General features: G+C 69.8%; 13 protein-coding genes and 1 pseudogene. 10 read left to right on the plus strand and 4 right to left on the minus strand.

Annotation, left to right across the window (positions count from 1 at the left end; translation table 11 throughout):
• The first annotated feature begins 48 nt into the window (after positions 1 to 48).
• The 3 genes from OG194_RS12795 to OG194_RS47630 all read left to right on the plus strand — a co-directional run bounded on the left by OG194_RS12795 (position 49) and on the right by OG194_RS47630 (position 2,472).
• Positions 49 to 1,497: an aldehyde dehydrogenase gene (locus tag OG194_RS12795; RefSeq protein ID WP_327401002.1), complete on the plus strand. Its 1,449-nt coding sequence runs from the start codon at positions 49 to 51 to the stop codon at positions 1,495 to 1,497.
• A gap of 111 nt (positions 1,498 to 1,608) precedes the next feature.
• Positions 1,609 to 1,803, plus strand: coding sequence for an aldo/keto reductase (locus tag OG194_RS47625; RefSeq protein WP_442811791.1), 195 nt, complete (start codon positions 1,609 to 1,611; stop codon positions 1,801 to 1,803).
• A 153-nt stretch (positions 1,804 to 1,956) separates the two neighbouring features.
• Positions 1,957 to 2,472, plus strand: coding sequence for an aldo/keto reductase (locus tag OG194_RS47630; protein ID WP_442811538.1), 516 nt, complete (start codon positions 1,957 to 1,959; stop codon positions 2,470 to 2,472).
• A gap of 134 nt (positions 2,473 to 2,606) precedes the next feature.
• On the opposite strand, the gene OG194_RS12805 is transcribed toward OG194_RS47630, so the two are convergent.
• A complete protein-coding gene (locus tag OG194_RS12805) occupies positions 2,607 to 3,797 on the minus strand; it encodes a polyamine ABC transporter substrate-binding protein (RefSeq protein ID WP_327401003.1) in 1,191 nt (396 codons plus the stop codon).
• Between the two features lie 196 nt (positions 3,798 to 3,993).
• Entirely contained in the window at positions 3,994 to 5,433 is a 1,440-nt protein-coding gene (locus OG194_RS12810; protein ID WP_327401004.1) for a gamma-aminobutyraldehyde dehydrogenase, read from the minus strand.
• A gap of 177 nt (positions 5,434 to 5,610) precedes the next feature.
• Here OG194_RS12810 and OG194_RS12815 point away from each other — a divergent pair, with 177 nt between their 5' ends.
• From OG194_RS12815 to OG194_RS12845, 7 genes are all read left to right on the plus strand, one after another.
• On the plus strand, positions 5,611 to 6,129 hold the full coding sequence (locus tag OG194_RS12815; protein ID WP_019058728.1) for an Lrp/AsnC family transcriptional regulator: 519 nt from the start codon (positions 5,611 to 5,613) through the stop codon (positions 6,127 to 6,129).
• The gene (locus tag OG194_RS12820) at positions 6,114 to 7,493 is read left to right on the plus strand and encodes an aspartate aminotransferase family protein (protein WP_026150705.1); all 1,380 of its coding nucleotides are present in this window, start codon (positions 6,114 to 6,116) and stop codon (positions 7,491 to 7,493) included. Before OG194_RS12815 ends, OG194_RS12820 begins: the two co-directional genes overlap by 16 nt.
• Before the next feature lie 210 nt (positions 7,494 to 7,703).
• On the plus strand, positions 7,704 to 8,444 hold the full coding sequence (locus OG194_RS12825; RefSeq protein ID WP_033282632.1) for an ABC transporter ATP-binding protein: 741 nt from the start codon (positions 7,704 to 7,706) through the stop codon (positions 8,442 to 8,444).
• Positions 8,426 to 9,808, plus strand: coding sequence for a hypothetical protein (locus OG194_RS12830; protein WP_327401005.1), 1,383 nt, complete (start codon positions 8,426 to 8,428; stop codon positions 9,806 to 9,808). Before OG194_RS12825 ends, OG194_RS12830 begins: the two co-directional genes overlap by 19 nt.
• A 63-nt stretch (positions 9,809 to 9,871) precedes the next feature.
• On the plus strand, positions 9,872 to 10,279 hold the full coding sequence (locus OG194_RS12835; protein WP_327401006.1) for a VOC family protein: 408 nt from the start codon (positions 9,872 to 9,874) through the stop codon (positions 10,277 to 10,279).
• A 25-nt stretch (positions 10,280 to 10,304) separates the two neighbouring features.
• On the plus strand, positions 10,305 to 11,426 hold the full coding sequence (locus OG194_RS12840; RefSeq protein WP_327401007.1) for an LOG family protein: 1,122 nt from the start codon (positions 10,305 to 10,307) through the stop codon (positions 11,424 to 11,426).
• A gap of 160 nt (positions 11,427 to 11,586) precedes the next feature.
• Positions 11,587 to 12,270, plus strand: coding sequence for an LAETG motif-containing sortase-dependent surface protein (locus tag OG194_RS12845; RefSeq protein ID WP_327401008.1), 684 nt, complete (start codon positions 11,587 to 11,589; stop codon positions 12,268 to 12,270).
• 78 nt (positions 12,271 to 12,348) lie between these two features.
• On the opposite strand, the pseudogene OG194_RS12850 reads toward OG194_RS12845, so the two are convergent.
• Positions 12,349 to 13,416, minus strand: a pseudogene (locus OG194_RS12850) (ABC transporter ATP-binding protein); the annotation flags it as partial.
• Positions 13,417 to 15,018: an ABC transporter permease gene (locus OG194_RS12855; RefSeq protein WP_327401009.1), complete on the minus strand. Its 1,602-nt coding sequence runs from the start codon at positions 15,016 to 15,018 to the stop codon at positions 13,417 to 13,419. It lies immediately after the preceding pseudogene.
• Positions 15,019 to 15,020 lie beyond the last annotated feature (2 nt).

Here is a 15,020-nt window from a genome sequence, read left to right on the forward strand (position 1 = left end):
CGCCCCACGAACACGACAGAACAGAGAAAAGAGAAAGAGGAAAGCACCATGATCGTGCGCGACAAGCTCTACACAGGCGGTCTCTGGACCGACCCGAGCGACACCACCCCGCTGGACATTCGTTCCCCCCACGACCAGTCGCTCGTCGGGCGGTCGGTCCAGGCCGCGCCGGCCGACGTCGACCGCGCGGTCGCGGCGGCACGGAAGGCCTTCGACGAGGGACCCTGGCGGCTGACGACCCCGGAACAGCGCCAGGACCTCATCGTGAGCTTCAACAAGCTGCGCGAGGCGCGTGCCGAGGAGATCGCGAGGCTCATCACCAGCGAGCGCGGCAATCCGATGTGGTTCAACAGGGCGGGTCAGGGCGGACTGACGCGGCAGGCACTCGGTTACCTCAAGGCCGCCCGCGAGTTCGGCTGGGAGGAAACGCTCGACTCCTCCGTCCCCGACGCCACGTTCCGCAGTGTCGTACGGCGCGAGGCCATCGGAGTCGTGGCCGCCGTCATCCCGTGGAACTCACCGTTCTCGGCGGCGCTGGCGAAGATGATCCCGGCCCTGCTCGCGGGCGACACCGTGGTCCTGAAAGCCTCGCCGGAGAACTCCCTGAGCATGATGCTGCTGGCCGACCTCTTCGACGAACTGGGGCTGCCCGAGGGCGTGGTCAGCATCCTGCCGGCCGGCAAGGAGACCAGCGAGTACCTGGTCGCGCATCCTGGCGTCGACAAGGTGGCCTTCACCGGTTCGACCGGCGCCGGCCGCTCCATCGCGGCCGTCGCGGGCCGCCAACTCAAGCGGGTCAGCCTGGAGTTGGGCGGCAAGTCCGCAGCGATCATCCTGCCCGACGCGGATCTGAACGCGGCCGTGCCCGCGTTGCGGTTCTCCTCGCTCGCGAACAACGGCGAGGCGTGCATCGCGCAGACCCGCGTCCTGGCGCCACGCAGCCGGTACGAAGAGGTCGTCACGGCCCTCAAGGACCTGCTCGACGGGCTGAAGGTCGGCGATCCGTCCGAGGAGGACACCTTCATCGGTCCGCTGGTCCGGGCCGAACAGCAGGAGCGCGTGCGGTCCTACATCCGGCTCGGCATCGAGGAGGGCGCGCGGCTGGTCACCGGAGGGGCCGAGTCGCCGGCCGGCCTTGAGCAGGGCAACTACATCAAGCCGACCCTGTTCGCCGACGTCGACAACACCATGCGGATCGCGCGAGAGGAGATCTTCGGTCCCGTCCTGGTGGTGATCCCCTTCGAGGACGAGGACGACGCCGTGCGCATCGCCAACGACTCCGACTACGGCCTCAGCGGCGGCGTGTGGACAGCCGACGCAGAGCACGGCCTGGAGATCGCCCGCCGGATCCGGACCGGCACCGTCACCGTCAACAGCGCGTCCATCGGCTTCGACGGCCCGTTCGGCGGCTACAAGACGAGCGGCACCGGGCGGGAGTACGGAGCCGTCGGCCTGGCCGAGTACGTCGAGCACAAGACGATCACGGTGCCGGCCTGACGTCCGCCGCAGCCGGCACGGCCCTCGTAGGCGGCATGACCCCCGCAGCCGACTCCGGCTCGACCACGGCCACGCCTCACCCTGGGCCACTCCGACATCGACGTCTTCCCGATCGGCCTCGGGTGCATGGGCATGTCGCAGTACTACGGCACCGCCGATCCGGACGAGTCGGTCGCGACCATGCACGCCGCCATCGACGCCGGCGTCGACTTCTTCGACACCTCCGACATCTACGGCGCCGCAGGCGCGGTCACCGGACGGGCCCAGGCCGGGTTCGGGCCGGGTTCAGGCACAACGAGGTGGTGATCGCGACCAAGTTCGGCACCCGTCCCGCGCCCGCCGGGGGCGTCGAATTCGACGGGTGCCCGGAGTACGTCGTGCAGGCACGTGAGGCGAGCCTGCGGAGGCTCAGGACGGCGCGCCGACGGTCTCCTCGATCGGCACTTCGGGGTCCGGCCGGTGCTCCGGGCGATCGGACTGAGCGCCGTCGGCGCGGACATCCTGCACCGGGCCGCGGCCACCGCTCCGATCTCGGCCCCGCAGAGCGAATACTCGCTGGGGGCACGCGAGTTGGAGGGCGAAGTGCTGCCTGCCTGCCGACAGTCGGGCATCACTCTCGTGCCCTACTGCCCACTCGACCGGGCAGCGCTGACCGGCCGTCTGGGCGCCGACACCGACTTCGGTGCCGACGATTTCCGTACCACCCTGCCGAAGTTCACCGGCGACAACCACAGCCACAACCTCCGGCTCGTCGACGAACTCAGGGAGTTCAGTCACCGGCGCGGGCACACCGCAGGCCAGGTCGCACTGGCCTGGCTGCTCGGCCGGCCGCACGCCGTCGCCCCGATTCCGGGCACCAAGCGCGCTGTCCACGTACGGGAGAACGCCGCTGCGTCGTCAGTGCCGCTCAGCGCCGACGACGTCGCTGTCCTCGACGAGATGTTCGCCCCGGCCCGGGTCCGCGGTGAACAATAAGGCCACCTCGACATCCGTACCCGCTGACCCCACCTCCGTAATGATCAGGCGAGTGCCCGGTCCCCACGCGACTGCTGCCAACCAGCCCTTCTTTGTGCCAACCAAATCCCCGTCACACATCCGCGATGCCGCCCCTACAACCCCACGATCTTGTTCCACTCCTTCGCGAACTCCACCCGCTCCGTGGACGTGATGTCCCGCGCGATCGCGAGGTGCTTCCGCATCGTCGAGTCCGGGAAGATCAGCGGGTTCTCGGCAAGCTCCGCGGTGTCCTTGTCCTTGGAGGCCGCGAGGACGGCCTGGGCCGCCGGGACGGGGCAGACGTAGTTGACCCAGGCGGCGAGTTCCGCGGCGACCTCGGGGTCGTAGTAGTAGTCGATCAGCTTTTCGGCGTTGGTCTTGTGGCGGGCCAGGTCGGGGATCATCAGGGAGTCCGCCCAGAGTTCGGCGCCCTCCTCGGGGACGACGAAGCGGATGTCCGGGTTGTCGGCCTGGAGTTGGATCACGTCGCCGGAGTAGGCCTGGCAGGCGAGGACGTCGCCGCTGACCAGGTCCTTGGTGTAGTCGTTGCCGGTGAAGCGGCGGATCTGGTTCCGGCTGATCTGGGTCTGTACCTGGTCGCACACCTTGTGGAAGTCGGCGGCGGTCCACTTGGTGATGTCGACGCCATTGCCCTGCATCAGCAGCGCGAACGCCTCGTCCAGGCCGGAGAGCAGGGTGACCCGGCCCTTCAGGTCGCTCGCCCACAGGTCGGAGACATGGCGGATCTCGCGGCCGAGCTTGCGGTGGTTGTACGCGATACCGGTGATCCCCGACTGCCACGGCACCGTGTACCGGCGCCCCGGGTCGAACGCGGGCGAGCTGAGCTGCGGGTCGAGGTACTTCGCCACGTTGGGCTGCGCGGACCGGTCCATCCGCTGGACCCAGCCGAGGCGGACGAACCGCGCGCACATCCAGTCGCTCATGACGATCAGGTCGCGGCCGGTCTGCTGGTGGTTCATGAGCGCCGGGCTGATCTTGCCGAAGAACTCGTCGTTGTCGTTGATCTCCTCGATGTAGTCGACGGAGATCCCGGTCTTCTTCTCGAACGCGTCCAGCGTGGGCCGCTTCGTCTGGTCGTCGTCATCGGTGTCGATGTACAACGGCCAGTTCGCCCAGGTCAGCCGCTTGTCCTTGGCGGACAGATCGGCGCCGGCACGGTCCCCCGCCTTCACATACGCGGCGGGCACACCGCACCCGGCGAGCGCGCCGAGCGCGGCGGTACCGCCGAGCGCACGCAGCAGGGAGCGACGGGAGGGCGAGGACGACTTCGGAGTCTGGGGCACCCGCGCAGCATGACCCGCCGCCCCGTGCCCGATCAATGGACGCTGCGTCGAGCGGGTTCGCGTGGACCCGACACCTTGTCGATCGGTTGCCTGTGAAGTAACCGCACGTTCACATCCAACGCGGGAAAACAGCGCGGCCCCGGACGGTCAACTCCCGTCCGGGGCCGCGCAGTTGTCGATCCAGATCGCCGAAGGCCTACGCGTCCAGCGACGTCATCACGTGCTTGATCCGCGTGTAGTCCTCGAAGCCGTAGCCCGACAGGTCCTTGCCGTAGCCCGACTTCTTGAAGCCGCCGTGCGGCATCTCCGCGACCAGCGGGATGTGAGTGTTGATCCACACGCAGCCGAAGTCCAGGGACTTCGACAGCCGCATCGCCCGCCCGTGGTCCTTCGTCCACACCGAGGACGCCAGCGCGTAGTCGACGCCGTTGGCCCACTCGATGGCCTGGGCCTCGTCCGTGAAGGACTGGACGGTGATGACCGGCCCGAAGACCTCGTTCTGGATGATCTCGTCGTCCTGCTTCAGACCCGAGACGACGGTCGGCGCGTAGAAGTAGCCGACCTCACCGACCCGGTGGCCGCCCGACTCCACCTTCGCGTGCGCCGGCAGCCGCTCGATGAAGCCGGTCACCTGCTTGAGCTGGTTGGCGTTGTTGAGCGGGCCGTAGAGCACGTCCTCGTCGTCCGGCTGCCCGGTCTTCGTCTCGGCGGCGGCCTTCGCGAGCGCCGCCACGAACTCGTCGTGGATCGACTCCTGGACCAGGACGCGCGTCGCCGCCGTACAGTCCTGGCCCGCGTTGAAGAAGCCCGCGACCGAGATGTCCTCGACAGCCTTGGCGATGTCGGTGTCCTCGAAGACCACGACCGGGGCCTTGCCGCCCAGCTCCAGGTGGACCCGCTTGAGGTCCTTGGCCGCGGACTCGGCGACCGACATGCCGGCCCGCACCGAACCGGTGATGGAGGCCATCGCCGGCGTGTGGTGCTCGACCATCGCGCGGCCGGTGTCCCGGTCGCCGCACACGACGTTGAAGACGCCCTTGGGCACGATCGAGCCGATGATCTCGGCGATCAGGACAGTGGAGGCAGGGGTGGTGTCCGAGGGCTTCAGGACGACCGTGTTGCCGGCCGCGAGCGCGGGGGCGAACTTCCAGACGGCCATCATCATCGGGTAGTTCCAGGGCGCGACCTGCGCGCAGACGCCGATCGGCTCGCGCCGGATGATGGAGGTCATGCCCTCCATGTACTCGCCGGCGCTGCGGCCTTCGAGCATCCGGGCCGCGCCCGCGAAGAAGCGGATCTGGTCGACCATCGGCGGGATTTCCTCGGAGCGGGTGAGCCCGATCGGCTTGCCGGTGTTCTCCACCTCGGCCGCGATCAGCTCCTCCGCGCGCTCCTCGAACGCGTCTGCGATGTCCAGCAGGAACTTCTGCCGCTTGGCCGGGGTCTCGTCCCGCCAGGCCGGGAACGCGGCGGCGGCGGCCACCATCGCGGCGTCCACGTCCGCCGCTCCGGACAGCGGCGCGGTCGCGTACGCCTCGCCGGTCGCCGGGTTGACCACCTCGGTGGTCCGTCCGTCGGCGGCGTCCCGGAACTCACCGTCGATGTAATTGCGCAGACGACGCAGCTCGGTGCTCACTTCCGGCCCTCCAAGGTCTGGGTGTTCTGAGAGTGTCCAATCACTGAGACACCCACCCTAATCGCCCGGCCCACGTTTTCAACACCCCTGATCGCGTCAAGGCTACGAAATCCGCAAGTCTCGACCACGTAAACAACGAATTTCATCGATGCGGCCTTGCGGAACGGTCGAGACGTCGTGCACAGTGAAGCCGTGGCCAGTCGCAGCGCAGAACAGAGGGACTCCCGCGAGTCCAGGAACGGCAGCACTCCTCATCTGGACGCCGTCTCCCTCGCCATCATCGAGCAGCTCCAGGAGGACGGCCGCCGGCCGTACGCCGCGATCGGCAAGGCCGTCGGCCTCTCCGAGGCGGCCGTGCGCCAGCGCGTCCAGAAGCTGCTCGACCAGGGCGTCATGCAGATCGTCGCCGTCACGGACCCGCTCACCGTGGGCTTCCGCAGACAGGCGATGGTCGGTGTCAACGTCGAAGGTGATGTCGAGAACGTCGCCGACGCGCTGACGGCCATGCAGGAAGTGGAGTACGTGGTGATGACCGCGGGCTCGTACGACCTCCTCGCCGAGATCGTCTGCGAGGACGACGACCACCTGCTGGACGTCATCAACAAACGCATCCGGGCTCTCCCCGGCGTGCGCTCCACCGAGAGCTTCGTTTATCTGAAGCTCAAGAAGCAGACCTACATGTGGGGAACCCGATAACCGTGAGCAAGGACCTCAGCCGCACCGCGTACGACCACCTGTGGATGCACTTCACCCGCATGTCCTCGTACGAGAACGCGCCCGTTCCCACGATCGTCCGTGGCGAGGGCACCTACATCTACGACGACAAGGGCAAGCGCTACCTCGACGGTCTCGCGGGTCTGTTCGTGGTCCAGGCCGGTCACGGCCGCGCCGAGCTGGCCGAGACCGCCGCCAAGCAGGCGCAGGAGCTGGCGTTCTTCCCCATCTGGTCGTACGCCCACCCGAAGGCCATCGAGCTGGCGGAGCGTCTCGCGCACTACGCGCCCGGCGACCTGAACAAGGTCTTCTTCACCACCGGCGGCGGCGAGGCCGTAGAGACCGCCTGGAAGCTCGCCAAGCAGTACTTCAAGCTCCAGGGCAAGCACACCAAGTACAAGGTCATCTCCCGCGCGGTCGCCTACCACGGCACCCCGCAGGGCGCCCTGTCCATCACCGGACTCCCGGCGCTGAAGGCCCCGTTCGAGCCGCTGGTCCCGGGCGCGCACAAGGTCCCGAACACCAACATCTACCGCGCCCCGCTCTTCGGCGACGACCCGGAGGCCTACGGCCGCTGGGCCGCCGACCAGATCGAGCAGGAGATCCTCTTCGAGGGCCCGGAGACCGTCGCCGCGGTCTTCCTGGAGCCGGTACAGAACGCCGGCGGCTGCTTCCCGCCGCCGCCCGGCTACTTCCAGCGCGTGCGCGAGATCTGCGACCAGTACGACGTGCTCCTGGTCTCCGACGAGGTCATCTGCGCCTTCGGCCGCCTGGGCACGATGTTCGGCTGCGACAAGTTCGGCTACGTCCCGGACATGATCACCTGCGCCAAGGGCATGACCTCGGGCTACTCCCCGATCGGCGCCTGCATCATCTCCGACCGCCTGGCCGAGCCGTTCTACAAGGGCGACAACACCTTCCTGCACGGCTACACCTTCGGCGGCCACCCGGTCTCCGCCGCGGTCGGCCTCGCCAACCTCGACATCTTCGAGCGCGAGGGCCTCAACCAGCACGTCCTCGACAACGAGGCCAACTTCCTCCAGACCCTCCAGAAGCTGCACGACCTCCCGATCGTCGGCGACGTCCGCGGCAACGGCTTCTTCTACGGCATCGAGCTGGTCAAGGACAAGGCCACCAAGGAGACCTTCACGGACGAGGAGTCGGAGCGCGTGCTCTACGGCTTCGTCTCCAAGAAGCTCTTCGAGTACGGCCTCTACTGCCGCGCCGACGACCGCGGTGACCCGGTCATCCAGCTGTCGCCGCCGCTGATCTCCGACCAGTCGACCTTCGACGAGATCGAGGGCATCGTCCGCCAGGTCCTCACGGAGGCCTGGACGAAGCTCTAGCCTCCGGCGAAGTTCCAGCCTTCGGCGATTCAACGGTTTATACGGCCCGGGGTGCACCCGTCCGAGTGAGAAGGACGCACCCCGGGCCGTGTGCTGTCCGGGGTCGCACCCGCATCCTCCTTAGCGTGCCTGGTAACCGATCGGCCCCGTCCTCGTTCCCCCGCAAGGGGGACGCGGTACGGAAAACGGATCAGAACGAGGTGTACGCGCATGGTGGCCCCGCCGGACAACGACGTGCTCTGGGCACGTGCCCTGCACTTCCAGCACCACGACGGAACGCCCGCGCTCGGGGGTGTCTCGCTCGGTGTCCGGGAGGGCGAGATCCTCGCCGTCACGGGCCCGCGCGGCAGCGGCAAGACGACCCTGCTGCGCTGCCTCTCCGGCCTGGAGCGCCCCGGCCGCGGCGAGGTCTGGTTCAACAGCGTGCCCGTGCACACGATGGGCCCGCTCACGCGGGAACGGCTGCGCCGCGACCGCTTCGGCTGGATCGACCCGGCCCCCGTGCTCGTCCCGGAGCTGAACGTCTGGGAGAACGCGGCCCTCCCCCTGATGCTGCGCGGCACCAGCCGCCGGCGCGCCAAGACCGCCGCCCTGGAGTGGCTGGACCGCCTCGACATCGGCGACCACGCCCGCAAACGCCCGCACGAACTGCGCCAGGCGGAGCGCCAGCGCGTCTCGATCGCCCGTGCGCTGGCCCCGGCGCCCACCGTCCTGTTCGCCGACGAGCCGACCGCCCCGCTGCACCGCGCGGACCGCGCCCAGGTTCTGCGCACGCTCACGACGGCCGCCCGCTCGCACGGCATCACGGTCGTCCTCGCGACCCACGAGGCGGAGACCGCGGCCCTCGCGGACCGCACGGTGTCACTCCTCGACGGACGCCGTGTGAACACGGTTCACCTCCCCCCGGTCGCCGAGTCGGAAGGCCGGGCCGCGTGCTCGCTCTCCGTCTGACCCGCGGCTCGCACCCCGCCGTCCAACTGCGCCGACTGCTGGTCGCGGTGGCCTCGGCGGGCACGGGCTTCCTCCTCCTCTGCACCCTCGGCTACGCGATGGGCCACCCCGACTCCCCCGCCGCCGCGGCCCTCCGCCTCGCCTGGTGCGCGACCCCGCTGGCCGCCACCGTCTACTTCGCGGTGGCCGTCGCCCGCACCGACCCGGCGACGAGACCCCGCCCCGGCCTCTCCGCGATCGGCCTCGGCCCGGGCCGCCTGATGGCGATCTCGGCGACCACGACAGCCCTCGCGTGCACCCTCGGCTCCATGCTGGCCCTGCTCTTCTTCCTCCACCTCCGCGGCGACCTCACCGGCATGCCCTTCGACGGAGCGGCGGCGGAGTTCCTCGCCTCGGACACCCCCCTCCCCCTCCCCGCCGCACTCACCCTGCTGGCCATCGTCCCCGTGACCGCGTCCGTCTCGGTGGCCCTCACCCTCCGCCCGAAGGACACCAAGCACCCGTCCACGACGAAGAACGGCCCGAGGTCCTACGGCCGTTTCGGCGCCTACGGCAAGTCGGGCACCCGCGAGACCTTCGGGACGTACGGCAGGTTCGGCTCCCACCTGCGAACAGGCGCCCGTACAGCGGCAGTCGAGGACACATCTGCCCCGGCGCCCGAACCGGCACCGCCCGCCGGGCCCGCAGCCGACGCCGAGCCGACCGCCACCGTCACGGGCCCCGTCGACCTGGACCCCACCCGCCCCCCGGCCCCCCGCGAGGTCCCCAAGGGCCTCCCCTGGGGTGTGGCCGTCCTCGCCGCCGGTCTCGCCGTCGAGGCCTACGCGAACCGGACGGCGGACACCGACGGGCTGTCGATGCCCGGCGGCCACGCGGGCGGCCCCGCGGGTGTGCTGGCCGGCTGGGTCCTGACCGCGCTCGGTCTCGCCCTGGCGGGCCCCGGCCTCACCCACCTGTGCGGACGGCTCCTCCAGGCCGTGCGCCCGGGCGCGCTCCGGCTCCTCGCGGGCCGGGTCCTCATGGAGGAGGCGACCCGCATCGGCCGCCCGCTGGGCGTGGTCTGCGCCGTGGCGTCGGGCGCGTACGCGATGACGGCGCTGTACGACACGGACGCGTCCGTCGGCCCGCTGACCACCCTCGGCACGCTCCTGGTGACCGGGTGCACGGTGGCGACCCTGCTCACCGCCGCCGTCGAGGCCCGGCAGGCCCGCGCCGACACCACCGCCGCGCTGGTCCGGCTCGGCGCCCCGGCCACCGTGCTGCGCAGCGCGGCCGCCCTGCGCGCGGGCGCGCTGCTCGCCCTGTTCGTGCCGCTCACCGTCGTGATCGCCGAACTCGCGGCACTTCCGCTCGCCCACCGATGAGTTTCGCGCGGAGTGCCGGTCTACCCACCGAATAGCACGCACGCCCGATGGGAAAGGCCCAGCATGTACCAGCAGATGATCTTCGTGAACCTGGCCGTGAACGACGCCGCCGCGTCGAAGAAGTTCTTCACCGAGCTCGGTTTCTCGATCAACCCGCAGTTCAGCACCGACGACACCACCTGTGTCGTGATCAGCGAGACGATCATCACGATGCTCCTCGAAAAGAAGCGCTACAGCGACTTCACGAAGAAGGAGATCGCCGACTCGGCCAAGTCCAGCGAGGTGCTGCTGTGTCTGAGCGCCGAGAGCCGCGAGAAGGTCGACGAGCTGATCAACAAGGCGGTCGCGGCGGGCGGCACCGCCAACGACGACGTCCAGGACCAGGGTTTCATGTACGGCCGCTCCTTCGAGGACCTCGACAACCACTCCTGGGAGGTCGTGTGGATGGACCCGGCGGCCGTCCAGGGCTGACCGACTCGGTGCCTAGCATGGGCGCGTGCAGACGAGCCCGGCCCATGCGGCCCACCACGACGAACGCGAGATCGAGACGGTCGAGGACTTCGACGCGACCGTCTCGTCCCGCGGCACCCTCGCCGGACACCGCGTCCAGGGCGTCGATCTGACGGACCGTACGCGGGAGTTGCTCACCACGAACACCTCGGGCGCCGTCTTCCTCGGCTGCCCGATGCGCGACGAGGCGGCCACGAAGATCCGGTCCGACGGCGCCCTGGTCTTCCCGCCCGTCCCGAACCTCCCGTTCGACCCCTACCGCGGGCGTCTCTACACGCCGGACGAGCTGTTCGCCTCGCTCGACAAGGGATACGACCAGACGCCGGACGCGCTCGCGTACGCCTGGTTCCAGCGGACCAAGGCCGACGGCGACATATACGCCTCGATGCTGCGCGCCGTCCACGACGACTCCATCTCCGACGCCCTCGACGAACTCCTGCGCGGCGCACGGGTGGTGGGCGTCATGGGCGGCCACGCGATGGCACGCGGGACGGCGGCCTACGGCGGAGCCGCGCGCCTGGGCCGTGAGCTGAGCCGCGCCGGCTTCACGGTGGCGACGGGTGGCGGACCCGGCGCGATGGAGGCGGCCAACCTGGGCGCGTACGCGGCGCCGTACGAGGACGCCATGCTGGAGGAGGCGTGCGAACTCCTCGCCTCCTCCCCGTCGTTCAGCCCCTCCATCACCGACTGGGCGGGAGCCGCCTTCGAGGTCCGCACCCGCTGGCCGAAGGGCAACCACTCGATCGGCATCCCGACGTGGTTCTACGGCCACGAACCGCCGAACGCCTTCGCCTCGCACATCGCCAAGTACTTCGCCAACGCCACGCGCGAGGACGGCCTGTTGGCCCGCTCGAACGCGGGGGTGGTGTTTCTGCCGGGCGCGGCCGGAACCGTACAGGAGATCTTCGACAACACGACGCCGAACTACTACGAGTCGCGCGGCGAGCCCACCCCGATGGTGCTCGTGGACCGGGAGCACTGGACGGAGCGGCTGCCGGCCTGGCCGCTCCTGCGTGCACTTGCCCGGGAACGGCCAATGGAGGCCCGTATCGCCCTCGTTGACCGGATCGAGGAGGCTCCGGAGGCACTGAAACGTCTCACAGATTAAAGTGCAGGTAAAGGCAACTGCTGTACACCGCATATGCATTGACACTGCTTACGCAGCACTTATAGACCAGTGAGACTCCTGGGGGTAGTGGTGCCTCACCTCATTGCCGCTCCATCTCCCCCTAAACCCCCCGCAGTTGCACATCCCGTGAAGGGCAAACGTGTCCATATCTCGACGTTCCGTACGCATCCTCGGTGTCGCGTCCGCTTCGGCCGCGCTCGCGCTCGGATTCGCGGGCAACGCGCTCGCTTGCAACATCAGCGAGTTCTCCGCCACCGCCACTTGTGACGGCGCCAACGGTGTCATCACCGTCACCGACAAGGACGCCTCCGCTGCCGAGGCGACCATCACGGTGTTCCTGGAGAACAACGGTTCCGACGCCAAGCAGATCGGCGAGGCGCAGACCGTCAAGGGCTCGGCCAAGGGCGAAACCGTGTCCTTCTCCGAGGACTGGCAGCCGAACGCCACGTACCGCATCCACGTCAAGGCGGGCAACCAGGTCGACAAGGACATCACGCCGAGCCTGACCACCCCGTCCAAGGCCTGCGCGACGGACTCGCCCAGCCCGACCCCTAGCGAGTCCTCTCCGGCCCCCTCGGACTCCGCCACGACCCCGGCCGAGTCCGACACCCCGACCCCGTCGGCCACGGAGAGCAGCAGCACCGCTCCCGCGACGACGACCGACAACGCGCCGTCCCCGGCGGCCGGTTCCTCGAACCTCGCCGAGACCGGTGCCAACTCCAACACCGGCATGATCGCCGGTATCGCGGGCGCCCTCGTCGTCGTGGGCGGCGGAGCCGTCTACTTCGGCATGCGCCGTCGCGGTGCGAACAACGGCAGCTGATCAACAGCCGCTGAACCACCCGCTGTTGTGGCCCGTCCGGTTCGCGGGGACGGGCCACACACATGTCCGCCAGGTGTCGCCGAGCACGACGATCTCGGCCGCGTCGAACTCCACCCCGACCGTGTCCCCGACCTCCGGCGCCTGTCGCAGCGCGCAGGCCGCCTCCAGGCGGGGCGCGTCCTCCGGCTGGAGCTGTACGGCGACGTGGGTGCCCTTGAAGGTGCGGGCGGCGACCGTGCAGCGCAGGCCCTCGTCAGCGGGCAACAGGCGTACGCCCGCGGGGCGTACGAGGAGCGGGTGGATGCCTTGAGGGGCGTCCTCGGGGACCGGGACCTTGCCCCAGGGGGTGTCGGCGGCCTCTCCTGCGATCGTCGCCTCGACCACGTTGTCGAAGCCGAGGAAGCGGGCCACGAACTCGTCGGCGGGGTGCTGCCAGACCTCAAGCGGCGTACCGGACTGGGCGATCCGCCCGTCCCGCATCACCACGACCCGGTCGGCCAGCGCGAACGCCTCGCCCTGGTCGTGCGTGACCGCGAGCACGGTCGTGCCCAACGTGCCGAAGAGTTCCCGGAGTTCGACGACCAGCCGCTCCCGCAGCGACCGGTCGAGCTGGCCGAGCGGTTCGTCGAGCATGAGGAGACGCGGCCGGGGCGCCAACGCCCGGGCGAGCGCGACCCGTTGCTGTTCACCGCCGGACAGTCCGGCGACGGCACGGCGGGCGGCACCCGGGAGTCCGACGAGGTCGAGCAACTCGCCCACCCGGTCGTCCTGTTGCTTCTTCGACGGCCCGTGCATACGCAGCCCGAAGGCGACATTGCCAGCCACGTCCCGCTGCGGGAACAGCTGATGGTCCTGGAACATCAGACCCACCCCGCGCTTGTGCGCGGGCACCCCCGACTGATCCCGGTCGTCGAGCAACACCCGCCCGGAGTGCAGGGGTTGCAGCCCGGCGACCGCGCGCAGCAGCGTGGACTTGCCGCTGCCGCTGGGCCCGAGCACACACACGATCTCGTGCTCGACGACCCCGAGGTCGACGGCGTCCAGCACCGGGCGCCCGCCGAACCGTACGGTCGCACCCTCAAGGCTCAGCAGCGGCCTGTTCTGCGGCACGCTCGGCGGCGTGTTCGGTGGCGTGTTCGGTGGCATCTAGAACTCCCCGGTCCGGTCGGTGCGCAGCCGCTCAAGGACCAGCAGGGCCACCGCGCACACCACCATCAGAATCGTCGAAAGGGCCATCGCCTGGCCGTAGTTGAGATCACCGGGCCGGGACAGCAGCCGGGCCACCGCGACCGGCAGCGTCGGGTTGTCGGGCCGCGCGATGAACACGGTCGCCCCGAACTCCCCCAGCGACACCGCGAACGCGAACCCGGCGGCGATCAGCAACGCCCGCCGTACGAGCGGCAGATCGACCTCGCGCCAGACCCGCCACGGCGACGCCCCGAGCACGGCCGCCGCCTCCCGGAGCCGCCCGTCCACCGCCCGCAGCACGGGCAGCATCGTCCGTACGACGAAGGGCACGCCGACCAGCGCCTGCGCGAGCGGCACCAGGATCCATGAACTCCGCAGATCCACCGGGGGTTTGTCGAGCGAGATCAGGAACCCGAAGCCGACGGTCACCGCCGACACCCCGAGCGGCAGCATCAGCAGCGCGTCGAAGCCCCGCACCAGTCGTCCGGCGTCGCGCCGGGTGAGGGCCGCGGCGGCGAGACCGCCGATCACCACGGCGATGGCGGTGGCGGCGACGGCGTACTCCAGCGAGTTGCCGATCGCGGCGATCGGCGGGACCAGGAAGGTGCCGCCGTCGTCGTGGGTCAGCGCCCGGTAGTAGCCGAAGTCCGGTGTGTCGAGCGACCGTTGGACCAGCACGGCGAGCGGCAGCAGAAGCAGCACGGCGATGGACGCGACGACTCCGGCCAGCAGGGTCCACTGGCCGGCCCCGCGCGGGCGCCGTGCGGTCACCGACGGGTCCACGAGCCGTAGGACGCTCTCCCGGCGCCGTACCGTCCAGGCGTGCACGGCGAGGATCGCGCCGACGGCGACGAACTGGACGATCGTCAGCACGGCCGCCGTGGACAGGTCGAAGACCTCCGAAGTCTGGCGGTAGATCTCCACTTCGAGGGTCGAGAAGGTCGGGCCGCCGAGGATCTGGACCACGCCGAAGGACGTGAAGGTGAAGAGGAAGACCATCAGCGCGGCGGCGGCCACGGCGGGCCCGAGCGCGGGCAGCGTCACCCTCCGCCAGGCCCGGAGCCGGGAGGCGCCCAGCATCCGCGCGGCCTCCTCCTGCCGCGGGTCGAGCTGGGCCCAGAGGCCGCCCACCGTCCGTACGACGACCGCGTAGTTGAAGAAGACGTGCGCGAGCAGGATGGCCCACACGGTGGTGTCCAGCCGTACGCCCCACAGGTCGTCCAGGAGTCCGCCCCGGCCGACGAGCGCGAGGAACGCCGTACCGACGACGACCGTGGGCAGCACAAAGGGGACCGTCACGACGGCCCGCAGGACGTGCCGTCCCGGGAAGTCGAAGCGCGCGAAGACGTACGCGCCGGGGAGCGCGACCATCAGCGTGAGCGCGGTGGACGCGAGCGCCTGCCAGGTGGTGAACCACAGCACGTGCCGGATGTCGGACTGGGCCAGCACGTCCCAGATACGGCCCAACTGCCAGGCGCCGCCGACCTTGAGACCGCGCGCGACGATCGCGGCGACGGGGTAGGCGAAGAACACCGCGAAGAACACGACAGGCAGGGCCATGA

The organism is Streptomyces sp. NBC_01288 (assembly GCF_035982055.1).
Taxonomy (GTDB): Bacteria; Actinomycetota; Actinomycetes; order Streptomycetales; family Streptomycetaceae; genus Streptomyces.

Coding starts and splice junctions, on each gene's coding strand:
- OG194_RS12825 (WP_033282632.1), top strand. CDS start 7,704: ATGGTGGCCCCGCCGGACAACGACGTGCTCTGGGCACGTGCCCTGCAC.
- OG194_RS12835 (WP_327401006.1), top strand. CDS start 9,872: ATGTACCAGCAGATGATCTTCGTGAACCTGGCCGTGAACGACGCCGCC.
- OG194_RS12855 (WP_327401009.1), bottom strand. CDS start 15,018: ATGGCCCTGCCTGTCGTGTTCTTCGCGGTGTTCTTCGCCTACCCCGTC.
- OG194_RS12795 (WP_327401002.1), top strand. CDS start 49: ATGATCGTGCGCGACAAGCTCTACACAGGCGGTCTCTGGACCGACCCG.